The sequence below is a fragment of the Pseudomonas sp. S2_A02 genome, assembly GCF_054668495.1.
This window is the reverse complement of the sequence record NZ_CP162776.1, coordinates 4,233,121-4,259,581: the sequence shown is the minus strand read 5'-3', so window position 1 is coordinate 4,259,581 and position 26,461 is coordinate 4,233,121. Positions and strand designations below refer to the sequence as shown.

Below are 26,461 nucleotides of genomic sequence, written 5' to 3'. Positions count from 1 at the left end.
CCACCCGACCAGCGCCAATTGCTTACCTCCCCCGCCTCTGCCACAATCGCGAACAATTCTCGTTACTTAACACTTCTCATTCGGTGATGTTGCGTGTCGTCAGTCCAAAGCCCTCACAGTGAGCTCGTTGGTGCGTTGTATCGCGACCATCGCGGTTGGCTATTGGCCTGGCTGCGGCGCAACGTGGCTTGCCCGCAACGGGCCGAAGACCTGAGCCAGGACACCTTCGTGCGCTTGCTGGGGCGTGATGAATTCAAGGAGCCTCGCGAACCCCGAGCGTTTCTGGTGGCGATCGCCAAAGGCCTGTTGTTCGACTATTTCCGCCGCGCCGCGCTGGAACAGGCCTACCTCACCGAGTTGATGCTGATCCCCGAAAGCGAACAACCGTCGGTGGAAGAACAGCAACTGATCCTCGAAGACCTCAAAGCCATCGACCGCCTGCTGGGCAAGCTCTCAAGCAAGGCCCGAGCGGCGTTTCTCTATAACCGTCTCGATGGCCTCGGCCACGCCGAAATCGCTCAGCGTCTGGGCGTGTCGGTGCCGCGAGTTCGTCAGTACCTCGCCCAAGGCATTCGCCAGTGCTACATCGCGTTGTATGGTGAGCCGGTATGAGCCCGGTCAGCTCCAAACCCGTGTCGGCGCAGGTGCTGGATGCTGCGATTGCCTGGCAACTGTCACTGGATTCCGGCAACGCGGTCGAGCGCGAAGCGTTCGCCAAATGGCACGCCGCACACGAAGAACACGCTCGGGCCTGGCGTCAGTTGGGCATGCTCGACCAGCGTTTCAGCGTCGCCAATGGCCCGGCCCGCACAGCCTTGCTGCAATCGCGTGAAAGCATCCGGCGCCGGGTGCGCAAGCTCGGCAGCAGCCTGGCCAGCATCGTCGCGGTGATCGGCCTGGCGCTGTTCGCCGGTGATCGTTATCTGCCCATCGACTATTGGCTGGCCGACCAGCGCACCGCTACCGGCGAGCAGCGCACCCTGCGCCTGACCGACGGCACGCTGATCAACCTCAACACCCACAGCGCAGTGGATGTGCGCTTCGATGAGAAGCAGCGACTGATCGTCCTTCAGGAAGGGGAAATCCTCGTCGAAACCGGCCATGGCGATGCCCGGCCGTTTATTGTCGAGACCCGCGAAGGCAGCATGCGCGCACTGGGGACACGGTTCCTGGTCAAGCGTGAAGACCAAGGCACGCGGCTGAGCGTATTGAAATCAGCGGTCGCCGCCCATCCCGAATCGAGCCCCGAGGAACAGATCCTGCGTGAAGGCCAGCAGGTGCTGATGCGCAGCAATGGCTTGGGCCCGATCATCACCCTCAACCTCGGCGCCGATGCCTGGACCCGCGGCATGCTGGTGGTGGACAACGCGCGGCTGGAAGATCTGGTCCAGGAGCTCGGCCGCTATCGTCGCGGACATCTTGGCGTCACGCCGGAAGTGGCCGACCTGCGCATCACCGGCAGCTTCCCCTTGAACGATACCGACAAGGCGCTGAGTGCGCTTTTGCCGACCCTGCCGGTGCAGATTGAACAGCACACGCCATGGTGGGTAACGGTCGTGGCGAAGTCTGAGGCCAAGCCCTAAAAGACGCTGAGCCTGATCCGCCGCCTTCGCGGCGGTGCGGCGATCCGACAAGCCAGCTCCCACAGGTTTTGTGTCGTTCACAGAGTTCCCGCTCGACACAAAACCTGTGGGAGCGTGGCTTGCCCGCGAAGAGGCCAGCAGCCACACCGCAAATAACGAATCAAAATTATTTTCATCTCGCCCTATCACTTTTGAATTCTCGTCCGGCACCTAGGCAATTGAGAAATATTTCCATTCAGGAGCCGCTGTATGTCCCGTTCGCTAGACACCGTGTTGCGCCCCCGTTTGCTGGCGGTCGCCATTGCCCTTTGCGCCCCTTTGGCCAGCGGTCCACTGATTGCCGCCGAACAGGCGTCCAGCGTCCGCGCCTACAACCTGCCGGCTGCGCCATTGGCCAGTACCCTGAACCAGATCGCCAGCCAGGCCGGTTTGGCACTGTCGTTGAATCCGTCGCTGGCAGCGGGCAAGACCTCGGCTCCGGTGAAGGGCCAGTTCGACGCCACTGGCGCTCTGCGGGAAGCCTTGCGCGGCACCGGTCTACAACTGGAACAGAGCAGCGCCGAAACCTACAGCCTGGTGGCTGTGCCCGAAGGTGTGATGGCGTTGCCGGAAACCGCCGTCATTGGCCTGGAAAATGCGGAAACTGCCTGGAGCCCGGTCGAAGGTTACGTTGCCACGCGCACCGCCGCAGGCACCAAGACCGACACCGCGCTGGTCGAAGCGCCGCGTTCGATTTCCGTCGCCACCCGCCAGCAAATGGAAGATCGCGGTGTGCAAAACCTCGATGAAGCCGTGCGCTACATGCCCGGCATCGTCGCCAGCAGCTACGGCAGCGACACCCGCGCCGACTGGTTGCGCGTGCGCGGTTTCGAACCGACGCAATTCCTTGATGGCCTGCCACTGCCAAAAGGCGTGTACGCCAACCCGAAACAGGAAACCTGGAACCTTGATCGCCTGGCCCTCCTGCGCGGCCCGGCCTCATCGGTTTACGGCCAGACCCCACCAGGCGGCTTGCTGGACATGGTCAGCCGTCGTCCCAGCGCCGAATCGAGCAATGAAATCCAGCTGCAATACGGCAGCGACAACCATCGTCAAATCAGCTTCGCCAGCACCGGCAAGATCGATGACGAAGGCCGGTTTATCTATGGACTGAGCGGTGTATTGCGCGACAGCGGCACGCAGATCGACCACGTCGACAACAAGCGCTACAACATCGCGCCGAGCCTGACCTGGAACATCGACGAAGACACCAAATTCACCCTGCTGACGCAATTCACTCGCGACGATACCGGCATCACCAGCCAGTTCCTGCCGGTGCAAGGCACGAAGATCCATTCGCCGCTCGGCGATATCTCCCATCACAAAAACCTCGGTGACCCAGACTGGGAATTCTACGACCGCACCTACTACGCGCTGGGCTACGCCTTTGAACATCGCTTGAACGATGTCTGGCAGTTCAAGCAGAACCTGCGGTACACCAAATCGGACCTGTCCTTCCAGACTCTTACCCCCGGCGCCTACCCGTACACCCAGGTCGATGCCGAGGGCAACGTTGGCCGCTCGAGCACCAGTGTCGACGAGGACATCAGCCAGTTCGCCGTGGACAACAACTTCCAGGGCGACTTCGCGACCGGCGACATCCGTCACACCCTGTTGATCGGCCTCGATCACCAGCGCACCAATACCAACTACACCTCGATCTTCGGTGACGGTCTGACCACTAACGTCAACAACCCGATCTATGGCCAGCCAATCGTTCGCCCGTCACGCTCGACGGCGTTCTATGACTATGACCAGAAAACCTACCAGACCGGCTTGTACGTCCAGGACCAAATGGCCCTCGACCAATGGCGTCTGACCCTCGGTGGTCGTGAGGACTGGATCCACACAGGCACCAAATTCTTCAACAAGGGTGATGCCACCAACACCGAACGGGACAAGAAATTCAGCGGCAACGCAGCGATCAGCTATGTGTTCGACTCGGGCTTCGTGCCCTACCTGTCCTACGCCGAGTCGTTCCAGCCGACCAGCAAAGCCACGGCATCGCCGACCGAGTCGTTCAAGCCGACTGAAGGCAAGCAGTGGGAACTGGGCATCAAGTATCAACCGCCGGGCAGCAACACCCTGCTGACGGCTGCGGTCTATGACCTGACCCAGAAAAACGTCTCCGTCACTACGACCAACTCGGACAACGTCTCGATTACCAGCCAGACCGGCGAAGTGAAGGTCAAAGGCCTGGAGCTGGAAGCCGTTTCCGACGTCACCGACAACCTGAAAGTCATCGCCGCCTACACCCTGGCCAAGTCCGAAGTGCAAAAGGGTGACTTCAAGGGCAATCGCCTGCAATTGATGCCTAACCAGCAAGCGTCGCTGTGGGCCGATTACACTTGGCACAACGGTGTGCTGGATGGTTTCGGCATCGGTGCCGGCGCACGCTACACCGGCAATACTTATGGCGACCAGGGCAACACTTGGCTGGGCAAGGCTGATGCCTACACGGTGTTCGACGCGGCGGTCCATTACGACTTGGGCCGTCTGGATAACAGTCTGAAAGGTGCATCACTGGCACTGAATGCCACCAACCTGTTCGACAAGGACTACATATCCACTTGCGACGGCTTTTACTGCTACTACGGCGACCAACGCAGCGTCGTCGCCAGCGCTACGTACAAGTGGTAATCGCCTGAACTGACACGCGCCACGACCAGGCCGTCCTTCGAGGACGGCTTTGGTCTTTCTGAAGGCCATGAAATGAAAAGCAAAACCATCCGCCGCTGGTCCTCTATTCACACCTGGACCAGCCTGATCTGCACGGCATTCCTGCTGATGCTGGCGCTGACCGGCCTGCCGTTGATCTTCCATCACGAGATCGACCATCTGCTGGGCGATGCCGCCGAGTTGAAATCGATGCCGGCCGATACCCCGCAGCTGAATTTGCAGCAGTTGGTGCAGGCGGCTGAGAAGCACCGTCCCGGCGAGGTCATGCAATATTTCGGCTACGACGAAGAAGACCCTAACGGCGTGATCGCCATCATGGCGCCCACCGCCGGCACCGAGCCGAACTCGTCCCACACCTTCATGCTCGACGCTCGCACCGGCGAAGCATTGGAAATGCCATCGGCCAACGGCGGGCTGATGATGGTCATGCTGCGTCTGCACGTGGACATGTTCGCCGGCCTGCCGGGCAAGTTGCTGCTGGCGTTCATGGGGATTTTGTTTGTGCTGGCGATTGTTTCCGGAACGGTGCTGTACCTGCCGTTCATGCGGCGTTTGAAGTTCGCCACCGTGCGCCACGACAAATCTACCCGCCTGCGCTGGCTCGACCTGCATAACTTGATCGGCGTGGTGACCCTGACTTGGGTGCTAGTGGTCGGTGTGACCGGCGTGATCAGCGCGTGCGCCGACTTGTTGATCGCCGCGTGGCGCAACGACAGCCTGAGCGCGATGATTGCGCCTTATCGCGAAGCGCCGCCGCTGACTCAATTGGCGCCTGCGACCCGTCTGCTCGACATCGCCAAAGACGTCGCGCCGGGCATGCAGCCCGATTTCATCGCCTTCCCCGGTACGCGGTTTTCCAGCGAACACCATTACGCCGTGTTCATGAAAGGCAGCACCCACCTGACCTCGCACCTGCTGACCCCAGTGTTGATTGACGCCAGCACCCTGCAAGTCACGGCCGTGGCCGAACGGCCGTGGTACATGGACGCCATGGGCATGTCTCAGCCGTTGCACTTCGGTGATTACGGCGGCATGCCGATGAAGATCCTTTGGGCGACCCTCGATGTGTTGACCATCATCGTGCTCGGCAGCGGGGTTTATTTGTGGGTGGTGCGGCGCAAGGTCGCGAAACCTGTGCTCGAAAACGCGGAGTGCCCGACATGAGGCCGAGACAGTCGAGTTTCTGGAAGGTCTTCGCCACACCAACCGTCATCGCCCTGCTCAGCGCCGCGGGTCTGTTTGCCGCGTTGCTGGGCGATGGTGTGTGGGATGCATTGAGTTGGCTCGGGCTGGGCATCCCCGCCGTCCTCGCCTTGCGCGGGCTATTGCAACGCGATTGAACAGCACAAAACCCTGTGGGAGCGGGCTTGAACTGGTCAACTAATTTTGGACACCAGTTACGGTTTTCATGCCGCCAGTTTCTCCATAGCTACCGGTGAACGATAGCCGTTGTAGCTATGGAGCCTGACGTTGTTGTAACGCATCACGTAGCGTTGCACGTCTATTCGGGCTTCGTGCTCAGAGTTGTAGCCATCTTCTGGCACCCACTCTGATTTAAGGCTCCCAAAGAAACGCTCCATCGGGGCGTTGTCCCAGCACTCACCTTTACGACTCATGCTTTGCAAAAGTCCATGCTTGCGCATCTCATTTCTGAATTTATGGCTGGTGTATTGGCAGCCTTGATCAGAATGAAACAGCACCTCTTTTGGCCGGCCTCGGAGCTCGACCGCCATGCGCAACGCTTCGCAGGTTAGCGTGGCATCGGAAATCATCGAAAACGACCAGCCCACAATCCGGCGAGCGAACAGATCCAGAACCGCCGCAAAGTACAGCCAGCGCGTGCCGACCTTTATGTACGTCACATCGCCACACCACACCTGATTGACCGCTGTAACATCAAACTTGCGCTTGAGCACATGCGGCGCCACCAGCGCTTCCACGCCGGAAGATTTGTACTTGTGCCGCCGGCGCTGACGACTGGCAACGCCCGCTTCGCGCATCAGGCTGCGAGCCATATGCCGCCCAACACGATGTCCCTTGGCTTGCAGCTCCTTGGCCAAAGTGCGCGAGCCAGCAGATGATCTGGATTCCTTGTGATGTTCGACCAGCACGGCCTTGAGTTTCTCCCTCTCAGGTTTGACCTTGCCTTGGCGCTGACGCCAGGCATAAAAGCTGCTGCGGTTGACGCCGAACGCCCGACAGCAATTGTTAACGCCGTACTGCTCGTCCAGCTCATCGATCAACGTGAATGATCTTTGGCGTCCAACAGCAGGAGAGCACTGGCCTTTTTTAGGATTTCGATATCCAGGTCTTTTTGCCTGAGCAAGGCTTTGAGTTGCTGGATCTCTCGCTGATCGGCGGTAATCGCCTTAGCGCCCACCGGAGTCGAGCCCAAACGTTCCTTCCGAACCTGGTCGACCCAGCGGCGCAGGGCCGTAGGACCGATATCCAGGCTGGCGCAGACCTCGGGAACTGACTGTCCCTCGTCCAGCACCATGCTCGCCGCCTTGAGTTTGAACTCACTGGAATAAGATTTACGCATAGCCAAAACACCTCAGATTTGGGCGCCATCATAGCGCCCGATTGAAGTGTCCAAAATCATTAGGCCAGTTCAGCTTGCTCGCGAAAGCGGTTTAACATTCAACATTGATGCAACTGAGCCACCGCTTTCGCGAGCAAGCCCGCTCCCACACTTCGTTCCGTGCTCAACCGTGAGCTCGCGCTTGAGCTCAAGCTTTAAAGCGCTATGCTGCCGACACTGCCCATGATCGAGATCGTCGCCATGTCCGTCCCCAGCATGACCTTGTTCCACAACCCTGCGTCGCCCTTCGTTCGCAAAGTCATGGTGCTGCTGCACGAAACCGGTCAAACCAACCGCGTGGCGCTGCAAGCCAGCCAGCTCACGCCGGTCAGCCCGGATCTGGCCCTCAACGAAGACAACCCGCTAGGCAAAATTCCAGCCCTGCGCCTGGCCGATGGCAATGTGTTGTACGACAGTCGGGTGATCCTCGACTATCTCGATTACCAGCACGTCGGCAATCCGCTGATCCCTCGCGACGGCTCGGCGCGCTGGCGGCGTCTGACCCTGGCTTCCTTGGCCGACGGGATCATGGATGCCGCAGTGATGATTCGCTATGAAGTGGCCCTGCGCGTCCCGGAAAAGCACTGGGACGAATGGCTCGACAGTCAGCGCGACAAGATTCGTCGCGCTCTGGCATTGCTGGAGGCCGACGCGATTGCCGAGCTGACCAGCCATTTCGATGTGGCGGCGATCAGTGTGGCCTGTGCCTTGGGTTATCTGGATCTGCGCCACCCGGATCTGGAATGGCGCAAAGAGAATCCGAAGCTGGCGGAGTGGTATTTTGAGGTGAGTCAGCGGCCTTCGATGATTGCGACGATGCCGAAGGTCTGAAACTCGCGGTGACTGGTCTGCCGTCTTCGCGGGCAAGCCACGCTCCTACAGGTCCAAGTGATCCGTAGGAGCGAGGCTTGCCCGCGAAGGAACCACCGCAATCCAACGGAAACAACCCGGCAATCCGCGTCGCCAACACCTCTCCCACTCGCTGATCCTCGCGCAACCCCAACGACCGGCTCATTCCACGGCTCCAATATCAAAGGCCAGCGGCTTGGCGGTTTTTTGCCCGATCCCGTACCAGTCCAGCTTGCGCGTCAGCACCATGAACACGCCCAGCAGCCCGAACAACAGCAGCGAGCCCATCAACAGCGCGTAATCCTCGGCACTCAGCAAGCCGTAGAGCAAGCCATACAATGCCGCCAGCCCCGCCGAAAAACTCAAACCGTGATGCACGCTGCGTAGCACATGGCAGACATAGAAACCGATCAACAACACACAACCACTCGCCGACAGCAGATACGCCAGGGCGAAGCCGATGTGCTCGGACAGCGACAACAGCAACAGGTAGAAGAACGCCAACGCCACACCCACCAAAGCGTATTGCACCGGGTGTACTGCCAGGCTTTTCAGCACTTCGAAGAGGAAAAAACCGGCGAAGGTCAGGACGATGAACAGCAACGCGTATTTGATTGCCCGGTCGCTTTTCAGGTACTGGTCCACCGGGTCGATGAAACTCACGCCGAAGCTGCGACCGATGAACGCCTCGCACTGGCCGCCAGACACGCAACTGTTCAACGCCTCTTGCAGGTTGGTGGAGAAAAACGAGGTCTGCCAATTGGCGGTGAAGCCCTGATCGGTGATTTCACGCTGGGCCGGCAGGTAGTTACCGATGAAGCTGGGGGTGAGGCCAATTGGCGGCCAGTGAAACCTTGCTGGTCTTGCCCACCGGGAGAATCTGCAACTGGCCGGTGCCTTGCAGGCGCAAGTCGAAACCGAAGGCCAGCTCCGTGGCCTGTTGGGTGTTCAGCGCTGGCAGCGTCACGTGCACACCCTCGCCCAACCAGCCCACTTGGCTACCCGGTACAAAGTCCAGGCTCTGGCCATTGAGTTCGAGTTTCAGGGCATTTTCGATGCCGCGAATGTCGCTGATGCCGACGGTCAGGAACGGTTGATCGAAGCGGTAATCGGCGAAATCCTCCTTGATGCCCAGTTGCGCCGGGACCGAGAAATGCCCGCTGATGCGGTTGTCGGCATGGAACAGCCGGGCTTCGTAGATACCCCGGGCGCGAAGTTCAGTCTGGACCTGGCCGTCCAGTTCGAAGCGCTCCGGCAGGAAATACAAACGCCCGCGTTCCTCGCCGACATCCTGGTAACGCTGGTTGGTTTTTTCGTTGGTTTTCCAGGTGCGCACCGTTTTTCGATAGGGCACCACCATCAGCGGGCCGCTCAGTTGCTGGCTGTAGCTGGAGCTGCGGGCGATGTCTTCGAGCACACCATCGCGCAGTTGTTGCCGCTCCTGGATCACGCCGTTGATCATCAGCAACGGGATCAGCAGCAATAGAATCAAAAGGGCAATCGCCCCGAGTTTTAGGGTCAGGCTACGGTTCATGGGACTCTCCCTGTTTGGATGGGGAAAGTCTGGAGTCGGTGTGTGGGAGTTTTATGGGGGGAATGTGGAGACTTTGTGGAGACTGGGCCGGCCTCTTCGCGAGCAAGCCCGCTCCCACAGTTAATCGGCGATGGGCACCTTTTTTGTGATCACAGGAGATCCAGTGTGGGAGCGGGCTTGCTCGCGATGGCCGCGACTCGGTCCTAAGGCAGGCTCAATTTGGCTTCAACCCCGCCGTCGACATTACCGATACTCATCACCCCGCCATGCAACTTGACCACCTCTTCAACGAAGTTAAGCCCCAACCCCGTACTTTTACGCCCACTGTCCGGGCGCGGCAGTGAATAGAAGCGCTCGCTCAAGCGCGGCAATGCATAGTCGGGAATCGCCTCGGCCTGGTTGAACAGCCTGAACTCAATCTGCTCACCGACTCGTTCAGCGCACAAGCGCAGCACGCCTCGAACCGGGGTGAAGTCCAACGCATTCTCCAGCAGATTGCCCAGCGCCTGACGCAACAGAAACGGCTCGCCGAGCAGGTTCAGATCCGCTGCAATTTGCTGTTCCACACGCAACTGCTTGCCTTCGATTCTCGCAGCCTGCGCGCTCAACAGCTCATCTACCAAACCCGCCAACGGCACGGCCACCCGCTCTTCCAGCCCTTGGCGCTGTTCCACCTGCGCGAGGTTCAGCAGTCGTTCGATCAACTGCTGCATGCGTACGCTTTCGCTGTCGATGTTGCTGACGAATCGCTGCTGCTGAGCCAGCGGCATCTCGCCTTGCAGTAACTCCGCCGCACCACGAATCGCCGCCAGCGGGCTTTTCAATTCATGGGTCAGGGTGTGCACATAACGCTCGACGTAGGCTTTGCCTTCGAGCTGGGTGCGCATCTGCTCCACTGCCGTGGCCAGTTGTTCCAGCTCGCCGCCACGATAATGCGGTACCTCGACCCGCCGGCCTTCACTGACTGCCTGGGCATACGCCGTCAACCGCCGCAGCGCCACGCTCAGCCACCACGACAACAACGCACCGAACAGCAAACCCAGGCCAATCAGCCCGGCGCCATAAATCAGCAATCGCCGCTCGGTGCGGTCAACGTAAGGCTGCAGCGAGCTGTTGGGCTTGGCCACCGTCACCACGCCAATGATCTGGCCGTTGTCGCGAATCGGTGCACCGACGTGCATCACCGACGAGTTCGAATCATCCGGGTTGCTGCGCGTCGAACGAGCGCCGTACTCGCCGCGCAAGGTCAGGTAGACGTCGTTCCAGCGCGAGTAGTCCTGGCCCACCGCGACGCCGCTGGAATCCAGCACCACAATGCCCTTGGCATCGGTGACGTAAATCCGGTGGTTGACCTGATTCTTCGGCATGCCCCAGATACTCGCCTTCGGTTGCCGTTCACCGTAAGCCTTGAGCAACTCGGGCCAGCGGTTCTGGCTGAGGGTGCCAGCCTTGAAGTCGTCGCGCAGGATCTCGGCCATCAGGTTGGCGGTGTCCACCAGGGTTTCTTCGGTGGACTGGCGCACGCCGGGGCGAATTTCTTCCATCACGGTATTGAGCACGAAGTAGCCGGTCAGGCCGATGAACAGCACGTAGACCAGAAAAATCCGGATCCCCAGTGGCATCAGCTGTGCCCCGGGCTGTAGCTGTAACCGAGGCCGCGGTGAGTCTGGATCGGTTCGGCGTCGGCTTTCACCTGGCGTAATTTGGCGCGCACACTCTTGATGTGGCTGTCGATGCTGCGCTCGTAGCCGGCATCGGCGGCCACGCCCAGCGCATCGAGCAATTGCTCGCGGCTGAAGACTCGCTCGGGTTGCTCGAGCAGGCACTGCAGCAAACGAAACTCATGGCGAGTCAGGCTCAGGGGCTGACTGCGATAGCTGATCTGTACGCGTTCGCTGTCGATGCGAAACAGCGCTGACGCCACCTCCGCCACCGGTCGTGGCGCCATGCGCTTGAGAATCGCCCGGACCCGCGCCGCCACTTCCCGAGGGCTGAACGGTTTAACCACGTAATCGTCGGCACCGATCTCCAGGCCCACCACCCGATCGATCTCTGCATCACGGGCGCTGAGGAAAATCACCGGCACTTCGCTAAAACGCCGCAACTGCTTGCAGGTCTCGAAGCCGCTGATGTCTGGCAGGCCGACATCGAGGATGATCAGGTCGGCCGGCGTGGCGCGCTGATGTTCAAGAGCCGCCCCGCCAAGGCTCAACCAGGTGGTGGTGAAGCCCTCGCCCTGCAAGGCGAAAATCAGGGTATCGGCAATCGCCGCTTCGTCTTCGACAATCAGGATATGAGGCATGGCGTCCGAGCCCGCTGGTTAAGTGGGCGAACGGTGCCCCAAGGCTGATTCGCCGTCAATCAGCAGTCGGGTTTGTCTGCCGTAAAACGCCGTGCCGGGTTCACCGCCGCACCGAATTCACGCAGCGCTTTGGCGCCGATCAGCAACGGGTAATTGAAGCTGCTGCGGTCGGTGAGGTTGACCTCGACGGTGCGTTTGACGTTGCCCAGGCACAGTTCCAAATCAACCACCGGGCGCTTGGTGGGCTCGATCGCTTCCTTGTCATCCTCGTCTTCTTCGGAGCGGGTCTTGATCTTGCTGATCCGCGCGACCTTGTGTTCATAGACCTTGTTGCTGGCACCTTTGGTGGCGAGGCGGAAACGCACCCACTCGTCGCCATCGCGGGTGAATGTTTCGATGTCTTTGGCCGACAGCGACGCGGTCAGGGCGCCGGTGTCCATTTTGGCCTTGAGAACTTCGCCGCCGATTTCCGGCAGCGCGATGTATTCGTAACGCCCGTACAGGGTCGGCTCAGCGGCCAGGACCGGAAGGGCCACGAGGGAAAGCAGTGCAAGGAGAGATTTCACGTAATGGGCTTCCTTGAAGAGTGGGCAGTGGGATTTTAGACCGTTGTGTGAATGATCGTTCCCATGCTCCGCGTGGGAATGCCGCATGGGACGCTCTGCGTCACGCTTTGGGGACGCGGAGCGTCCCGGCTGCATTCCCACGCAGAGCGTGGGAACGATCGTTATGTCAGTCAAACATACCGCCACAAACGTGAAACATTCGTCACCACCGATTTGGCCTGTCGCCTGAAGCTGCTTATCATGGCGCGCCCAAACGCTTTCAAGAGTTACCTATGCGCCGCCTGCTCACCGGCTGTTTCGTCACCCTGCTGCTGTTGCTTAACACCCTGGTGCTGTTCGGGCCTTTGATGGTGTTCGCCCTGCTGAAGCTGATCCTGCCCGGGCGCTTTCGCGATTACGCCTCCTGGACGGTGATGTGGATTGCCGAAACCTGGGCCGAAATCGACAAGCTGATCTTCCGACTGTGCATTCCCACCCAATGGGACATTCGCGGCGGCGATGATCTGCGCCGCGACACCTCGTATCTGGTGATCGGCAACCATCAGTCCTGGGTCGATATTCCGGCACTGATCCAGACACTTAACCGGCGCACGCCGTTCTTCAAATTCTTCCTCAAGAAAGAACTGATCTGGGTGCCGTTCCTGGGTCTGGCCTGGTGGGCGTTGGACTATCCGTTCATGAAGCGCTACACCAAGGCGTTTCTGGAGAAAAACCCGGAGCTGGCCGGCAAGGATCTGGAGATCACTAAACAAGCCTGCGAGCTGTACAAGCGTCAGCCAGTGACGGTGGTCAATTACCTGGAAGGTACTCGATACACCTCGGCGAAAAGCGCCCAACAGCAGTCACCCTTCACTCACCTGCTCAAGCCCAAGGCTGGCGGCGTGGCTTTTGTGCTGGCGGCGATGGGTGAACAGCTGGATGCCGTTCTCGATGTGACAGTGGTGTATCCGCAGCAGCAGATTCCAGGTTTCTGGGATTTGATCAGCGGCAACGTGCCAAGGGTGATCATCGATATCCAGACCCGCGAACTGGACCCGGCGCTGTGGCAAGGCGATTACGAAAACGATCCGGCATTTCGCGAAAAGGTCCAGAACTGGGTCAACCAGCTCTGGATCGAAAAAGACCGGCGCATCAAGGCGCTACGCGCCGAAGGCTGACTTAGCTACCGGTGCCTGTGCCCCAGATCCCGCCGAGGTTTTGCAGCAGCGAACCGGCCACGCCTTGCTGACCTAGGTATTGCAGGATCACGGGGGCAAACATGCCGATCATCCCGGTGTCCATGCCCAGGGCACTGAAGGCGTTGTTCAGGTCGCTAGTGTCCTTGACGTTACCCAACAAGCCATCGAGCAAAGCATTCTTGTCCGAACCGCCGCCGAGCAGTCCACCCAATCCATTCAAGCCACCGATGGCACTATTACCGGCGATTTGACTGAGGCCCGGTACGTTTTTGCTCAGTTCGGAGAAGTCCTGGCCGCTGAGCTGATTTCTCGCCAGCCCCAGCATCGCACCGGCACCGCCGATGGCCTGCTCCGGGGTGATGTCGAGCTGCGAGCCCAGGGTATTGAGCAAACCGGCGGCCTTGGGCGCCGCTGCCACGATGCCATCGGCCTCATCGCTCTCGTTGCTCATGTCGCCTTCGTCGCCCTGCATCGCCGAAACCGCTTTGGCCGCATCAACGAGGCTGAACTGTGCAAAGGCCGGGTTGGCCGCCAGCGTCGTCAACGAAGCAACAGCCATGAGCGATGCCAGTGCAAAACCGCGTGAAACGTTCATCAAGACATCCTCTATTGGCATGAAAACCGCCCGGTAACGAGGCGGAAAAACTGCCGATTTGACCGGGTATCCGCTGGCATGTTCCCCCGTCACGTCGAGGAAACGTGAAACCCCGGACTCACGCGATGAATGGCATACAGGCGCCCGGACCTGGAGGAAGAAGTGAGGCGACGTTTGTGGCGAGGGGAGCCACAAAGGCCCCCTCACCACAGGGTAAGCGTGACGCATAAAAAAACGGCGACCCGAGGGTCGCCGTTTTGCTTTGCTTGAAGCCTTACGCCGCGCTGAACATCTTGTGCGGATCGATCACAAACTTCTTCGGCACGCCCGCATCGAACTCGCCATAACCACGGGGTGCGTCATCCAGGCTGATGACTTCAACACCGACGATGTCGGCAATCTTGATGCGGTCCCACATGATCGCCTGCATCAGTTGGCGGTTGTACTTCATCACTGGCGTCTGGCCGGTGTGGAAGCTGTGGGATTTGGCCCAGCCCAGACCAAAGCGAATGCTCAGGCTGCCCATTTTCGCGGCTGCATCCACAGCACCCGGGTCTTCAGTCACGTACAGGCCAGGGATACCGATTTTGCCAGCCACGCGAACCACGCCCATCAGCGAGTTGAGCACAGTTGCCGGAGCTTCATGTTTCACGCCGGCATGGCCGTGACCGCGGGCTTCGAAGCCCACCGCATCAACAGCACAATCCACTTCCGGCTCGCCCAACAGCGCGGCGATCTGTTCGTGCAGCGGGGTGTCTGTCGACAGGTCGGCAATTTCGAAACCCTGCGCCTTGGCGTGAGCCAGGCGGATCGGGTTGACGTCACCGATGATCACCACTGCAGCACCCAACAAGCGAGCCGAAGCGGCAGCTGCCAGTCCGACTGGGCCGGCACCAGCGATGTACACGGTGCTGCCAGGTCCAACGCCGGCGGTCACTGCGCCGTGGTAACCGGTCGGCAGGATGTCGGAGAGGCAGGTCAGGTCGCGGATTTTCTCCATCGCGCGATCGCGATCCGGGAGTTTCAGCAAGTTGAAGTCGGCATACGGCACAAACGCGTACTCGGCTTGGCCACCGGTCCAGTCACCCATGTCGACATAACCATAGGCACCGCCCGGACGCGCCGGGTTAACGCTCAGGCAGACGCCAGTATGTTGCTCTTTGCACGAACGGCAACGACCACAGGCAACGTTGAAAGGTACCGACACCAAGTCGCCGATCTGCAGATTCTCGACACCGCTGCCCTTCTCGATCACTTCACCAGTGATCTCGTGGCCCAGCACCAGACCGGTCTGAGCGGTGGTACGACCGCGCACCATGTGCTGATCGGAACCACAGATATTGGTGGAAACTACGCGCAGGATGACACCGTGCTCGATCTTCCTGCCGCGCGGGTCCTGCATTTTGGGATAGTCGATTTTCTGTACTTCGACCTTGCCAGCGCCGAGATACACCACACCACGATTACCAGACATGCTTTCACCTCGCTGTTGTTTTTATGTAGCGGTCGCGTCGCCATGGATCGGCGGCGCGTTGATTACTCGGGTTATTGCCTGTGTCTTCTTGCGTTGTCTGTTGGGGCCTCATCGCGGGCAAGCCCGCTCCCACAGTGGATCTGGGTGGGCCCAAGGTTTGTGAACGACCCAAACCCTGTGGGAGCGGGCTTGCCCGCGATGGCGATCTAAAGAACGACGGTGCGATTGGCGTTCAAAAACACGCGTCTTTCAATGTGATAACCAACGGCCCGCGCCAGGGTCAGCCCTTCGATATCCCGCCCTTTGGCGATCAAATCTTCGGGATAGTGACTGTGATCCACAGCCTCCACGCCTTGGGCGATGATCGGGCCTTCGTCCAGGTCGTTGTTGATGTAGTGCGCCGTGGCGCCGACCAGTTTCACGCCCTTGTTGTAGGCCTGGTGATAGGGTTTGGCACCCTTGAAACCCGGCAGCAGGGAGTGATGAATGTTAATCGCCTTACCATCGAGTTTGCGGCACAGCTCTGGCGACAGGACCTGCATGTAACGGGCAAGGACCACCAGTTCAGCGCCGGATTCTTCGATCACCTGCCAGACCTGACGCTCCTGCGCCGGTTTGTCGTTCGGGTCCAGCGGAAAATGGTAGTACGGAATCTGGTGCCAGTCGGCCAACGGCTTGAGGTCCGGGTGGTTGGAGACCACGGCGACCACGTCCATCGACAACTGGCCGATGCGCTGGCGGTAGAGCAAATCGTTGAGGCAGTGATCGGCCTTGGAGACCATGATCACTACTTTTGGCCGGTGGTGCGGCGGGGTCAGCTCGAAGACCATCCCGAAGGCGTCACCACGCTCTGCCAAACCTGCGCGGAAAGCTTGTTCGTCGAAGCCATCAGGCTGACGAAATTCCACGCGAATAAAGAAACGGCCCGAGAGCCGGTCATCGAAGGAATGGTGCTCGGTGACGTAGCAGCCCTGCTCGAACAGAAAGCGGGTCACCGCATCCACGGTGCCGAGGACGCTAGGGCAATCGGCGGTCAGAATCCATGTGTCTGGGGCGCGGCTCATAGTGCGGTGACTCCTGTTCGAAAATACCTACGCGACTGCGAAGACCTGTGGCGAGGGAGCTTGCTCCCGCTGGGTTGCGAAGCAACCCCTATTTCAGCAACCGCATTCCTGCAGATGGAACGCGGACTCAGGTTTTACGACTGCTGCGCAGCCGAGCGGGAGCAAGCTCCCTCGCCACAATTACGCCTGGACGCTAAGCCCGTACTCGGCGGCAGCATCCTGCAACCACAACCACCAGTAATCCGAGAAGCTGCGACGAATCAGCAGTTCCCAGGTGTCTTCGGCAGTGTGGCGGATCATCAGTTGCGACTTGGCGAACACCGTGCCGACAGCCTTGCCCACCGGGAAGTTGTTGGGATGCACGTCGTAGCTGGTGGACTTCATCAGCACCTGGCGTACGTTCGGGCCGCTGAGTTCGAGGATCTGCTGGCCGCCGCTGACGTTGACGATCTGGATGTGCAGGTCGCCCAACGCTTTGCGCAATTTCTGCTCGGCGGCGAATTCTTCACCGGTCGGCACGATCAGCAGCCATTCATCCGGCCCCATCCATTGCAGGCTGGTTTCGCCCTTGATCACCACGGTCAACGCGGCTGGCAGCTCCAGGCCCAGAGCCTTGTGCACACCGGCAGCGAACGCTGGATCATGGCCATCGCCACGAATGGTCAGGTGACCGAGGAGTTTTTTCTCACGCACGATCACGCCGGCGTTCTTGCGGCCCTTGCCCACCAGGCTGGCGAGGTCGGCGTGATGCAGCGACGACTCGGCCTTGGCCCCGGTGGTTGGGCGTTGTTGGTAAACATTGGCTGCGGTCATAAAGCACCTGTTCCTGAATTCAATTTCCTGTGGGAGCGTGGCTTGCCCGCGATGGGAGCAACTCGGTCTGCCTGTGGCACCGCGTTATCGTTCATCGCGGGCAAGCCCGCTCCCACAGGGGACTGTGGTGTTACACGTTCTGGCGATCGCCTTTCGGATCGAAGAACACCGAAGAAACGATTTCCGCCTCGATCACGCTGCCGTCGGCCAGCGGTGCGAACACCCGCTCACCCATGCGCTTCAGGCCGCCCTTGACCACACCCATGGCAAACGAATAGCCCAGGGAGTTGTGCAGGTAGCTGGAAGTCACGTGACCGACCATGGTCATCGGGATGGTTTGCTTGGTGTTGAACACCAGTTGCGCACCTTCCGGTAGCCACTTGTTCGGATCGATCGGCTTCAGGCCGACCAACTGTTTGCGTTGATCACGTACACAGTCTTCACGGTTCATGCCGCGCTGGCCGATCCACGAGAACGGTTTGGTGCGACCGACACACCAGCCCATGTTCAGGTCGTCCGGGGTCATCGAGCTGTCAGTATCCTGGCCGACGATGATGAAGCCCTTCTCGGCCCGCAGTACGTGCATGGTTTCAGTGCCGTACGGAGTCAGGTTGTACTTCTTCCCGGCCTCGACGATTTTCTCGAGTACGCCCATGGCGTAGTCGGCCTGCACGTTGACTTCGTACGACAGCTCGCCGGTAAACGAAATCCGGAATATCCGCGCCGGTACGCCGCCGACCAGAGCTTCTTTCCAGGTCATGAACGGGAAAGCTTCGTTGCTCAAGTCGACATCGGTGACTTCGCTGAGCAGCTTGCGGCTGTTCGGCCCGGACAGGGTCATGGTTGCCCAGTGATCCGTCACGGAAGTGAAGTACACCTTCAGGTCTGGCCATTCGGTCTGATGGTAGATTTCCAGCCATTGCAGCACGCGTGCAGCGCCGCCGGTGGTGGTGGTCATCACGAAGTGGTTGTCGGCCAGGCAGGCGGTCACGCCGTCGTCGAACACCATGCCGTCTTCTTTGCACATCAGGCCGTAACGCGCCTTGCCCACGTCAAGCTTGGTCCAGGCGTTGGTGTAGATGCGGTTGAGGAACTCGCGGGTGTCCGGGCCCTGGATGTCGATCTTGCCCAGGGTCGAAGCATCCAGCAGGCCGACGCTGTCGCGCACGGCTTTGCATTCGCGCTTCACGGCGGCATGCAGGTCTTCACCGTTTTTCGGGAAGTACCAAGGACGTTTCCACTGACCGACGTCTTCGAATTCAGCACCGTTTTTCACGTGCCAGTGATGCAGCGCGGTGAAACGAACCGGCTCGAAGATGTGCCCACAGTGACGACCGGCCACGGCGCCGAAGGTCACCGGCGTGTAGTTCGGGCGGAACATGGTGGTGCCCATCTGCGGGATGGTCACGTTCAGCGAACGGGCGGCAATGGCCAGACCGTTGACGTTGCCGAGCTTGCCCTGATCGGTGCCGAAGCCCAGTGCGGTGTAGCGTTTGACGTGCTCGACCGACTCGAAGCCCTCGCGGGTCGCCAATTCGATGGCGGCAGCGGTGACGTCGTTTTGCAGGTCGACGAATTGCTTCGGCGCACGGGCAGTGGCTTTTTCGTGAGGCACCTGGAACAGCGCCAACGTCGGTTCTTCCAGACGGCTCAAGGCTTTCGGCAAAACGCCTTCGACCTTGCCGAAACCGGCTTCGCCAGCGGCGCGAGCACCGCCTTCAAAACCGTCGGCCAGCGAATCGCCGAGGCCGTAGACGCCGTTGATGCCACCGACGCACACGCGTTTTTGCGGTGCTTCGCCTGGTACGAAACCGAGGATATCTTCACGCCAGATCGGCTTGCCACCCAAGTGCGACGCCAGGTGAACCACCGGGCTGTAGCCGCCGGAACTGGCGACCAGGTCGCAATCGAGCCACTCGCCCGGGCTGGTCACGGTGTGTGCTTTTACGTCAATCGCGGCAACGCGAGCGGCGGTGACGTGCTTGCTGCCACGGGCCTCGATCACGGCACTGCCGGTCAGGATGCGAATGCCTTTGGCGCGCGCTTCTTCCACCAGCGCACCGCGAGGGTTGCTGCGGGCATCGGCGATTGCGACCACTTGCAGACTGGCATCGAGCCAATCCAGCGCTACGCGGTAAGCGTGATCGTTGTTGGTCGACAGCACGAGCTTTTTGCCCGGTGCCACGCCGTAACGGCGAACATAAGTCGACACGGCGCCGGCGAGCATGTTGCCCGGCACGTCGTTGTTGCCGTAAACCAGTGGACGCTCGTGAGTACCGGTCGCCAGCACTACACGTTTGGCGCGAACCCGGTGGATGCGCTGACGCACCTGGCCGATCGGGGCGCGGTCGCCGAGGTGATCGGTGAGGCGCTCGTGAATGGTCAGGAAGTTATGGTCGTGGTAACCGTTGACCGTGGCGCGCGGCAACAGCAGCACGTCCGGGGTGTTTTTCAGCTCGGCGATGACGCTGGCAACCCACTCGGTAGCGGGTTTGCCATCGAGGCTTTCGCGGGAATCGAGCAGGCTGCCGCCGAACTCTTCCTGCTCATCGGCCAGGATCACACGCGCACCGCTACGGGCAGCCGCCAGTGCAGCCGCCAGACCCGCAGGGCCAGCGCCGACGATCAGCACGTCGCAGTGCTGGTTCATGTAGTCGTAGGTGTCCGGATCGTTCTCGGTCGGCGAGCGGCCAAGGCCGGCAGCCTTACGAATGTACTTCTCGTAGGTCATCCAGAACGATTGCGGGTACATGAAGGTTTTGTAGTAGAAGCCCGGTGGCATCAGCTTGCCGCCGACCTTGCCGAGAATCCCCATCATGTCGTTGTTCACGCTCGGCCAGCCGTTGGTGCTGGTGGCGACCAGGCCTTGATACAGCGCTTGTTGCGTGGCGCGCACGTTCGGGATCTGCGTGGCTTCGGTCGCACCGATCTGCAGCACGGCGTTCGGCTCTTCGGCACCGGCGGCGAAGATGCCGCGCGGGCGCGAGTACTTGAAGCTGCGGCCGATGATGTCGACACCGTTGGCCAGCAAGGCGGCAGCGAGGGTATCGCCTTCAAAGCCTTTGTAGACCTGGCCGTTGAAAGTGAAGCTCAGCACTTTGTTGCGGTCGATGCGTCCGCCATTGGACAGGCGATTGATCTGGCTCATACCTTCTCTCCCAGAGCCGTGGCGGCCGCTTTCGGGCTGTCGGTCTTGTCGGTGAACTGCGGCTTGGCGCCGATCTTGTAGGTTTCGAGAATCTCGTAGGTCACGGTGTTACGGGTGACGTTGAAGTACTGACGGCAACCGGCAACGTGATCCCACAGTTCGTGGTGCAGACCGCGAGGGTTATCGCGGAAGAACATGTAGTCGCCCCACTCCTCGTCGGTGCAGCTGTTCGGATCCAGTGGACGCGGGATGTGCGCCTGGCCGGATGCGTGGAATTCCTCTTCGGAGCGCAACTCGCCGCAGTGAGGACAGAAGATATGCAACATGGGGATTTCTCCTGTTAGTGGGCAACCGCAGCAGCGCCGTGTTCGTCGATCAACGCACCGTTGTGGAAACGGTCGATGGAGAAAGGTGCAGCCAATGGGTGCATTTCACCCTTGGCCAGGCTGGCGGCAAATACGTTGCCCGAGCCAGGTGTTGCCTTGAAGCCACCGGTGCCCCAACCGCAGTTGAAGAACATGTTCGGTACCGGGGTTTTCGAAATGATCGGGCACGCATCCGGCGTGGTGTCGACGATGCCGCCCCACTGACGGTTCATGCGTACGCGGGACAACACCGGGAACATCTCGACGATGGCCTGAACGGTGTGCTCGATCACCGGGTACGAACCGCGCTGACCGTAGCCGTTATAACCGTCGATACCGGCGCCGATCACCAGATCGCCCTTGTCGGACTGGCTGATGTAACCGTGTACGGCGTTGGACATGATCACGCTGTCGATAATCGGCTTGATCGGTTCGGACACCAGCGCTTGCAGCGGGTGCGATTCGATCGGCAGACGGAAACCGGCGAGTTTGGCCATGTGCCCGGAGTTACCGGCGGTGACCACACCGACGCGCTTGGCGCCGATGAAGCCCTTGTTGGTTTCAACGCCGATGCACACGCCGTTTTCCTTGCGGAAGCCGATCACTTCGGTCTGTTGAATCAGGTCCACGCCCAAGGCGTCAGCGGCGCGGGCAAAACCCCACGCCACGGCATCGTGACGAGCCACGCCGCCGCGACGCTGGACGGTTGCGCCCATCACCGGGTAGCGAGTGTTCTTGGAGCAGTCGAGGTACGGAATCTCGTCGGCTACCTGTTTGGCATCGAGCAGTTCGCCGTCCACGCCGTTGAGGCGGTTGGCGCTGACCCGACGCTCGGAATCACGAATGTCCTGCAGGGTATGGCACAGGTTGTAGACGCCACGCTGGGAGAACATCACGTTGTAGTTCAGGTCCTGGGACAGGCCTTCCCACAGTTTCATCGCGTGTTCGTACAGGTGCGCCGACTCGTCCCACAGGTAGTTGGAGCGAACGATGGTGGTGTTGCGCGCGGTGTTACCGCCGCCCAGCCAGCCTTTCTCGACCACGGCCACGTTAGTGATGCCGTGTTCCTTGGCCAGGTAGTAAGCGGTCGCCAGACCATGCCCGCCACCGCCGACGATGACCACGTCATAGACCTTTTTAGGGGTCGGCGTGCGCCACATCTTCTGCCAGTTTTCGTGATGGCTGAGGGAGTGTTTGAAGAGGCCGAAGCCCGAATAGCGTTGCATAGTCATTTACTCCAAAACCGCGCTCAGCGATAAACCGGGAAGTCCGCGCACAGGGCTGCCACTTGCTGCGCGACATTGGCCTCGACATCGGCGTCGCCGAGGTTGTCGAGGATGTCGCAGATCCAGCCGGCCAGTGTGATGCACTGGGTGACCTTGAAGCCGCGAGTGGTCACCGCCGGGGTGCCGATACGCAGGCCGGAGGTCACGAACGGCGACTGTGGATCGTTCGGGACAGCGTTCTTGTTCACGGTGATGTGGGCGCGACCGAGTGCTGCATCCGCCTCTTTGCCGGTGAGGCCCTGACGGATCAGGCTGACCAGGAACAGGTGGTTATCGGTGCCGCCGGACACTACATCGTAGCCGCGTTTGATAAATACGCCGGCCATGGCCTGGGCGTTGTCGATCACTTGTTGCTGATAAGCCTTGAAGCCAGGTTCCAGCGCTTCCTTGAAGCACACCGCCTTACCGGCGATCACGTGCATCAGCGGGCCGCCCTGGGCACCCGGGAATACCGCGGCGTTGAGCTTTTTCTCGATTTCTTCGTTGGACTTGCACAGGATCAGGCCGCCACGAGGACCGCGCAGGGTCTTGTGGGTGGTGGTGGTGACCACATCAGCGTACGGCAGCGGATTCGGGTACAGGCCAGCAGCGACCAGACCGGCAACGTGGGCCATGTCGACGAACAGCAGCGCACCGACCTTGTCGGCAATCTGGCGGAAGCGAGGGAAGTCGAGGGTCTTGGAGTAGGCCGAAAAGCCGGCAACGATCATTTTTGGCTTGCATTCGACGGCAAGGCGCTCGACTTCGTCGTAATCGATCAGACCGGTTTTGGTGTCGATGCCATACTGCACGGCGTTGTACAGCTTGCCCGAAGACGACACTTTGGCACCGTGGGTCAGGTGACCGCCGTGGGCCAGGCTCATGCCGAGGATGGTATCGCCGGCTTGCAGCAGGGCCAGGTACACGGCGCTGTTGGCCGAGGAACCGGAGTGCGGCTGGACGTTGGCGTAGTCGGCGCCGAACAATTGCTTGGCGCGTTCGATGGCCAGGGCTTCGACCTTGTCGACGTGCTCGCAGCCACCGTAGTAGCGCTTGCCCGGATAACCTTCGGCGTATTTGTTGGTCAGGCCGCTGCCTTGCGCTTCCATCACGCGCTTGCTGGTGTAGTTCTCTGACGCGATCAGCTCGATGTGATCTTCCTGGCGTTGCTCCTCGGCATTCATCGCCGCCAGCAGTGCATCGTCGTAACCCTTGATCTGGTCTTGCTTGCTGAACATCGCGTCTCTCCCAGCGGCATCTATGCGCCATTCGTCTCGGTAAGGCACTGGCGTTACGGCAGTGCCCTTTGGATGCGATGGTATGACCGGCGCAGACAGGTCAAATGCCTATGGACGCCACGCAAAGGTGCGTTTACGACATGGGCCAAAAAGGCAGGACCAGGGAAGGCTCTTGTGGCGAGGAGCTTGCTCCCGCTCGGCTGCGCAGCAGTCGCAAAACGACCAACACGATCAACCTGAAGAACCGCATTCGCTGGGTTTGGGGCTGCTACGCAGCCCAGCGGGAGCAAGCTCCCTCGCCACAGAGCCTGGGGGTCAGGCGATCAGTTGGCGCAAGGCCAGAAGCACGAGGAAATGCGCGGGATAGAGCGCGTAAGCCCAGCGACGCATCGGCGCTGGCCGGATGCCTTGGGCGTGTCGCAATAGCAACAGCCCCAATAGTGGCGCAATCAGACAAGCGGCAATGCCGAGAATGGCTACATCGCTATGAAGTCGTGCAGCGTAATACAGCACTTGCCATTGATTGGCCGCCAGACAGACTAGCCCCGGCAGCAGGCTGAAATACCAGGGCCGATGGATCACCAGCAGCATCGCCAGCGGCAACAGCATGCCGAAGAACCCGAACATCAGTCGCTCCGGGAACAAAGCCGCCAGCAACAAGGCACCGGCCGCCAATAGTCGCGATTGGAGCATCCCCTGCTGCCAGCCACGGGCGATCAACAGACCCAGAACCAACGTGGGCAACACGTTCAAGGTGTCGTGATCAGGAATGTACATCCGGTAGGGGATTTCGCTTACAGCGCTAAACAGCAACAACCAACCGAGGTAACGCCACTGGCCGTCGGTCGTTGTTGCAGGTGCCCGCGATAGATTTGCCGCCATCGCCAAACAGAACCACGGGAATGCCAACCTACCCGGCACATACAGAAAGTCGATGGAGTAACCGACATATCGCAGGTGATCGAGCACCATGCACAGCAGCGCCAGCCACTTGAGCAGATCCAGTGCACCGTCCCTCTGAGTCATGTGCATAATTGCCCAAGGCGTTTGTAATTTTCTGACAGACTCACCCCGTGTGCTCCCCGGACGATCTTCGGTAAAGTGCGCATCATCATTGACCAACGAAGCGCCACAAGCGCCTCGATCACGGAAGCAGGCCATGACCGACAAGAGCCAACAATTCGCCAGCGACAACTATTCCGGTATCTGCCCCGAAGCCTGGGCTGCCATGGAACAGGCCAACCACGGCCACCAGCGCGCTTACGGCGACGATGAGTGGACCGCACGCGCCTCGGATCAATTTCGCAAACTGTTCGAAACCGACTGCGAGGTGTTCTTCGCCTTCAACGGCACCGCGGCCAACTCGTTGGCCCTGTCGTCACTGTGCCAGAGTTACCACAGCGTGATCTGCTCGGAAACCGCCCACGTCGAAACCGACGAATGCGGCGCGCCGGAGTTTTTCTCCAACGGCTCCAAGTTGCTCATTGCTCGCACCGAAAACGGCAAGCTGACGCCGGAATCGATCCGCGAAATCGCCCTCAAGCGCCAGGACATCCACTACCCGAAACCGCGCGTCGTGACCCTGACCCAGGCTACCGAAGTCGGCAGCGTGTACACCCCGCAAGAAATCCGCGCCATCAGTGTCACCTGCAAAGAACTGGGCCTGAACCTGCATATGGACGGCGCGCGTTTCTCCAACGCGTGCGCATTTCTTGGCTGCTCACCAGCGGACCTGACCTGGAAGGCCGGCGTCGACGTACTGTGCTTCGGCGGCACAAAAAACGGCATGGCAGTGGGCGAAGCGATTCTGTTCTTCAACCACAAACTGGCTGAAGACTTCGACTATCGCTGCAAACAGGCCGGGCAACTGGCGTCGAAAATGCGCTTCCTCTCGGCACCGTGGGTCGGGATTCTGGAAAACGACGCCTGGCTCAAATACGCCCGCCACGCCAACCACTGCGCGCAGCTGCTGGCCGAACTGGTGAGCGACATTCCGGGCGTGGAACTGATGTTCCCGGTGCAGGCCAACGGCGTGTTCCTGCAGCTGTCAGAGCCGGCCATTGCCGCACTGACCGCCAAGGGCTGGCGCTTCTACACCTTCATCGGCAACGGCGGCGCACGATTTATGTGTTCATGGGACACCGAAGAAGAACGCGTGCGCGAATTGGCGACGGATATTCGCGAAGTGATGGCGGCCTGACACCCACCAGTCTGATCGTTCCCACGCTCTGCGTGGGAATGCCTCTCGGGACGCTCCGCGTTCCTGCCTCACCGCTGACGCATGTCCAACACCCTTGTGACGCAGAGCGTCACGGGCTGCATTCCCACGCAGAGCGTGGGAACGATCATTAGAGGCGCGTCGCAATTTCCCACTTTCTCTGCGGCGCTGTCCGCTAGCACCACTACATCACCCCGCTCACCCTAGTCATTCCCTCGCAAAGGAATGCATCCATGGGCCGAAGTCGCTACACCATCACCGAACCCGACAAACCCCATTTCCTGACCTGCACCCTCATGGAATGGCTTCCGCTGTTTATCCGCCCCTACATTGTCGAGCACCTGCTCAATTGCTGGCGCTATCAACAAACCCGCCAAGATCTAAAGCTGTATGGTTACGTCGTCCTGGAAAACCATCTGCATTTCGTTGCCGAGGCTCCAGACCTGAGCAAATGCCTCCGCCAGTTCAAATCCTTCACCGCCCGCCAAATCATCGACGATCTGCAAAACAAAGGCGCAGAGCGCGCATTGCAACGACTGCGCTTCAGCAAACGGGCACATAAGCAGGATCGGGTTTATCAGTTGTGGCAGGAAGGTTCGCACGCGGAAATGGTGTACAGCGAAACGGTGATGCGCCAGAAGCTGGATTACATCCACTTCAACCCGGTGAAGCGTGGGTACGTGGATTTACCTGAGCACTGGCGCTATTCCAGTGCGAGGAACTATGCAGGGATGGAGGGGCTGATCGAGATTCAGCGTTGGTATTGAGGGCCCCCATCTGATCGTTCCCACGCTCTGCGTGGGAATGCAGCCCATGACGCTCTGCGTCACCAACGATGCTGGGCATTGTGTCAGCGGTGAGGCTGGAACGCGGAGCGCCCCGAGAGGCATTCCCACGCAGAGCGTGGGAACGATCATGATCGCGCAAGAGTTGGTCTACATTGACTGGCGAGCCGTTTCGATCCGCATCG

At 60.1% G+C, this 26,461-nt stretch carries 23 protein-coding genes and 1 pseudogene; 9 read left to right on the top strand and 15 right to left on the bottom strand.

Features of this window, described 5'->3' with window-relative positions:
- Positions 1–93: 93 nt before the first annotated feature.
- From AB4O41_RS19410 to AB4O41_RS19390, 5 genes are all read left to right on the top strand, one after another.
- Entirely contained in the window at positions 94–612 is a 519-nt protein-coding gene (locus AB4O41_RS19410) for an RNA polymerase sigma factor (RefSeq protein ID WP_460144326.1), read from the top strand.
- Positions 609–1,583 (top strand): FecR domain-containing protein, encoded by a 975-nt coding sequence (locus AB4O41_RS19405; protein ID WP_460144325.1) that lies wholly within the window; start codon positions 609–611, stop codon positions 1,581–1,583. Before AB4O41_RS19410 ends, AB4O41_RS19405 begins: the two co-directional genes overlap by 4 nt.
- A gap of 249 nt (positions 1,584–1,832) precedes the next feature.
- Positions 1,833–4,262, top strand: a complete 2,430-nt coding sequence (locus AB4O41_RS19400) for a TonB-dependent siderophore receptor (RefSeq protein ID WP_460144324.1) — start codon at positions 1,833–1,835, stop codon at positions 4,260–4,262.
- 72 nt (positions 4,263–4,334) lie between these two features.
- Positions 4,335–5,465 (top strand): PepSY-associated TM helix domain-containing protein, encoded by a 1,131-nt coding sequence (locus AB4O41_RS19395; RefSeq protein WP_460144323.1) that lies wholly within the window; start codon positions 4,335–4,337, stop codon positions 5,463–5,465.
- Complete coding sequence (locus AB4O41_RS19390) at positions 5,462–5,641, top strand: hypothetical protein (RefSeq protein WP_460144322.1); 180 nt, start codon at positions 5,462–5,464, stop codon at positions 5,639–5,641. Before AB4O41_RS19395 ends, AB4O41_RS19390 begins: the two co-directional genes overlap by 4 nt.
- A gap of 66 nt (positions 5,642–5,707) precedes the next feature.
- Here AB4O41_RS19390 and AB4O41_RS19385 read toward each other — a convergent pair whose 3' ends face one another.
- Positions 5,708–6,544 carry an IS3 family transposase gene (locus tag AB4O41_RS19385; RefSeq protein WP_223464022.1) on the bottom strand — a complete coding sequence of 279 codons (837 nt, stop codon included), beginning with the start codon at positions 6,542–6,544 and terminating at the stop codon, positions 5,708–5,710.
- Positions 6,541–6,843: a transposase gene (locus tag AB4O41_RS19380; RefSeq protein ID WP_223464023.1), complete on the bottom strand. Its 303-nt coding sequence runs from the start codon at positions 6,841–6,843 to the stop codon at positions 6,541–6,543. Before AB4O41_RS19380 ends, AB4O41_RS19385 begins: the two co-directional genes overlap by 4 nt.
- Before the next feature lie 240 nt (positions 6,844–7,083).
- Here AB4O41_RS19380 and AB4O41_RS19375 point away from each other — a divergent pair, with 240 nt between their 5' ends.
- A complete protein-coding gene (locus AB4O41_RS19375; RefSeq protein ID WP_460144321.1) occupies positions 7,084–7,713 on the top strand; it encodes a glutathione S-transferase in 630 nt (209 codons plus the stop codon).
- Positions 7,714–7,893: 180 nt separating this feature from the next.
- Here AB4O41_RS19375 and creD read toward each other — a convergent pair.
- The 4 genes and pseudogenes from creD to rloA2 form a co-directional block, all read right to left on the bottom strand.
- Positions 7,894–9,265 (bottom strand): annotated as a pseudogene (gene creD, locus AB4O41_RS19370) (cell envelope integrity protein CreD).
- 203 nt (positions 9,266–9,468) lie between these two features.
- The gene (gene creC / locus AB4O41_RS19365; RefSeq protein ID WP_460144320.1) at positions 9,469–10,887 is read right to left on the bottom strand and encodes a two-component system sensor histidine kinase CreC; all 1,419 of its coding nucleotides are present in this window, start codon (positions 10,885–10,887) and stop codon (positions 9,469–9,471) included.
- Positions 10,887–11,567, bottom strand: a complete 681-nt coding sequence (creB, locus tag AB4O41_RS19360) for a two-component system response regulator CreB (protein ID WP_460144319.1) — start codon at positions 11,565–11,567, stop codon at positions 10,887–10,889. The genes creC and creB overlap by 1 nt, the downstream gene beginning before the upstream one ends.
- A gap of 59 nt (positions 11,568–11,626) precedes the next feature.
- Positions 11,627–12,133, bottom strand: coding sequence for a retropepsin-like aspartic peptidase RloA2 (rloA2, locus tag AB4O41_RS19355; RefSeq protein WP_460144318.1), 507 nt, complete (start codon positions 12,131–12,133; stop codon positions 11,627–11,629).
- 272 nt (positions 12,134–12,405) lie between these two features.
- Here rloA2 and AB4O41_RS19350 point away from each other — a divergent pair, with 272 nt between their 5' ends.
- Positions 12,406–13,290: an acyltransferase gene (locus AB4O41_RS19350; RefSeq protein WP_460144317.1), complete on the top strand. Its 885-nt coding sequence runs from the start codon at positions 12,406–12,408 to the stop codon at positions 13,288–13,290.
- A gap of 1 nt (position 13,291) precedes the next feature.
- Here the strand turns inward: AB4O41_RS19350 and AB4O41_RS19345 are convergent, their stop codons facing one another.
- From AB4O41_RS19345 to AB4O41_RS19305, 9 genes are all read right to left on the bottom strand, one after another.
- Positions 13,292–13,906: a DUF2780 domain-containing protein gene (locus AB4O41_RS19345; RefSeq protein WP_460144316.1), complete on the bottom strand. Its 615-nt coding sequence runs from the start codon at positions 13,904–13,906 to the stop codon at positions 13,292–13,294.
- A gap of 274 nt (positions 13,907–14,180) precedes the next feature.
- Entirely contained in the window at positions 14,181–15,380 is a 1,200-nt protein-coding gene (fdhA, locus tag AB4O41_RS19340; RefSeq protein ID WP_007907573.1) for a formaldehyde dehydrogenase, glutathione-independent, read from the bottom strand.
- A 206-nt stretch (positions 15,381–15,586) separates the two neighbouring features.
- The gene (gene purU / locus AB4O41_RS19335; protein ID WP_460144315.1) at positions 15,587–16,444 is read right to left on the bottom strand and encodes a formyltetrahydrofolate deformylase; all 858 of its coding nucleotides are present in this window, start codon (positions 16,442–16,444) and stop codon (positions 15,587–15,589) included.
- A gap of 180 nt (positions 16,445–16,624) precedes the next feature.
- Positions 16,625–17,257 (bottom strand): sarcosine oxidase subunit gamma, encoded by a 633-nt coding sequence (locus tag AB4O41_RS19330; RefSeq protein WP_052967382.1) that lies wholly within the window; start codon positions 17,255–17,257, stop codon positions 16,625–16,627.
- Between the two features lie 130 nt (positions 17,258–17,387).
- On the bottom strand, positions 17,388–20,405 hold the full coding sequence (locus AB4O41_RS19325) for a sarcosine oxidase subunit alpha (protein ID WP_460144314.1): 3,018 nt from the start codon (positions 20,403–20,405) through the stop codon (positions 17,388–17,390).
- Complete coding sequence (locus AB4O41_RS19320) at positions 20,402–20,731, bottom strand: sarcosine oxidase subunit delta (protein WP_038981140.1); 330 nt, start codon at positions 20,729–20,731, stop codon at positions 20,402–20,404. The genes AB4O41_RS19325 and AB4O41_RS19320 overlap by 4 nt, the downstream gene beginning before the upstream one ends.
- Positions 20,732–20,745: 14 nt before the next feature.
- On the bottom strand, positions 20,746–21,996 hold the full coding sequence (locus tag AB4O41_RS19315; protein ID WP_038981138.1) for a sarcosine oxidase subunit beta: 1,251 nt from the start codon (positions 21,994–21,996) through the stop codon (positions 20,746–20,748).
- Between the two features lie 23 nt (positions 21,997–22,019).
- A complete protein-coding gene (glyA, locus tag AB4O41_RS19310) occupies positions 22,020–23,273 on the bottom strand; it encodes a serine hydroxymethyltransferase (RefSeq protein WP_038981136.1) in 1,254 nt (417 codons plus the stop codon).
- Between the two features lie 315 nt (positions 23,274–23,588).
- Positions 23,589–24,305, bottom strand: a complete 717-nt coding sequence (locus AB4O41_RS19305) for a TraX family protein (protein WP_460144313.1) — start codon at positions 24,303–24,305, stop codon at positions 23,589–23,591.
- A gap of 127 nt (positions 24,306–24,432) precedes the next feature.
- Here AB4O41_RS19305 and AB4O41_RS19300 point away from each other — a divergent pair, with 127 nt between their 5' ends.
- Both AB4O41_RS19300 and AB4O41_RS19295 read left to right on the top strand, forming a co-directional pair.
- Positions 24,433–25,473 carry a threonine aldolase family protein gene (locus AB4O41_RS19300; protein WP_460144312.1) on the top strand — a complete coding sequence of 347 codons (1,041 nt, stop codon included), beginning with the start codon at positions 24,433–24,435 and terminating at the stop codon, positions 25,471–25,473.
- A gap of 251 nt (positions 25,474–25,724) precedes the next feature.
- On the top strand, positions 25,725–26,258 hold the full coding sequence (locus tag AB4O41_RS19295; protein WP_460144311.1) for an REP-associated tyrosine transposase: 534 nt from the start codon (positions 25,725–25,727) through the stop codon (positions 26,256–26,258).
- Positions 26,259–26,461: the final 203 nt, after the last annotated feature.

Excerpts from the sequence above, each read along its gene's own strand:
- AB4O41_RS19405 (WP_460144325.1), top strand. The coding sequence starts at position 609 with ATGAGCCCGGTCAGCTCCAAACCCGTGTCGGCGCAGGTGCTGGATGCT.
- AB4O41_RS19400 (WP_460144324.1), top strand. The coding sequence starts at position 1,833 with ATGTCCCGTTCGCTAGACACCGTGTTGCGCCCCCGTTTGCTGGCGGTC.
- AB4O41_RS19395 (WP_460144323.1), top strand. The coding sequence starts at position 4,335 with ATGAAAAGCAAAACCATCCGCCGCTGGTCCTCTATTCACACCTGGACC.
- AB4O41_RS19390 (WP_460144322.1), top strand. The coding sequence starts at position 5,462 with ATGAGGCCGAGACAGTCGAGTTTCTGGAAGGTCTTCGCCACACCAACC.
- AB4O41_RS19380 (WP_223464023.1), bottom strand. The coding sequence starts at position 6,843 with ATGCGTAAATCTTATTCCAGTGAGTTCAAACTCAAGGCGGCGAGCATG.
- AB4O41_RS19375 (WP_460144321.1), top strand. The coding sequence starts at position 7,084 with ATGTCCGTCCCCAGCATGACCTTGTTCCACAACCCTGCGTCGCCCTTC.
- creC (WP_460144320.1), bottom strand. The coding sequence starts at position 10,887 with ATGCCACTGGGGATCCGGATTTTTCTGGTCTACGTGCTGTTCATCGGC.
- creB (WP_460144319.1), bottom strand. The coding sequence starts at position 11,567 with ATGCCTCATATCCTGATTGTCGAAGACGAAGCGGCGATTGCCGATACC.
- AB4O41_RS19350 (WP_460144317.1), top strand. The coding sequence starts at position 12,406 with ATGCGCCGCCTGCTCACCGGCTGTTTCGTCACCCTGCTGCTGTTGCTT.
- AB4O41_RS19345 (WP_460144316.1), bottom strand. The coding sequence starts at position 13,906 with ATGAACGTTTCACGCGGTTTTGCACTGGCATCGCTCATGGCTGTTGCT.
- fdhA (WP_007907573.1), bottom strand. The coding sequence starts at position 15,380 with ATGTCTGGTAATCGTGGTGTGGTGTATCTCGGCGCTGGCAAGGTCGAA.
- purU (WP_460144315.1), bottom strand. The coding sequence starts at position 16,444 with ATGAGCCGCGCCCCAGACACATGGATTCTGACCGCCGATTGCCCTAGC.
- AB4O41_RS19330 (WP_052967382.1), bottom strand. The coding sequence starts at position 17,257 with ATGACCGCAGCCAATGTTTACCAACAACGCCCAACCACCGGGGCCAAG.
- AB4O41_RS19325 (WP_460144314.1), bottom strand. The coding sequence starts at position 20,405 with ATGAGCCAGATCAATCGCCTGTCCAATGGCGGACGCATCGACCGCAAC.
- AB4O41_RS19320 (WP_038981140.1), bottom strand. The coding sequence starts at position 20,731 with ATGTTGCATATCTTCTGTCCTCACTGCGGCGAGTTGCGCTCCGAAGAG.
- AB4O41_RS19315 (WP_038981138.1), bottom strand. The coding sequence starts at position 21,996 with ATGCAACGCTATTCGGGCTTCGGCCTCTTCAAACACTCCCTCAGCCAT.
- glyA (WP_038981136.1), bottom strand. The coding sequence starts at position 23,273 with ATGTTCAGCAAGCAAGACCAGATCAAGGGTTACGACGATGCACTGCTG.
- AB4O41_RS19305 (WP_460144313.1), bottom strand. The coding sequence starts at position 24,305 with ATGCACATGACTCAGAGGGACGGTGCACTGGATCTGCTCAAGTGGCTG.
- AB4O41_RS19300 (WP_460144312.1), top strand. The coding sequence starts at position 24,433 with ATGACCGACAAGAGCCAACAATTCGCCAGCGACAACTATTCCGGTATC.
- AB4O41_RS19295 (WP_460144311.1), top strand. The coding sequence starts at position 25,725 with ATGGGCCGAAGTCGCTACACCATCACCGAACCCGACAAACCCCATTTC.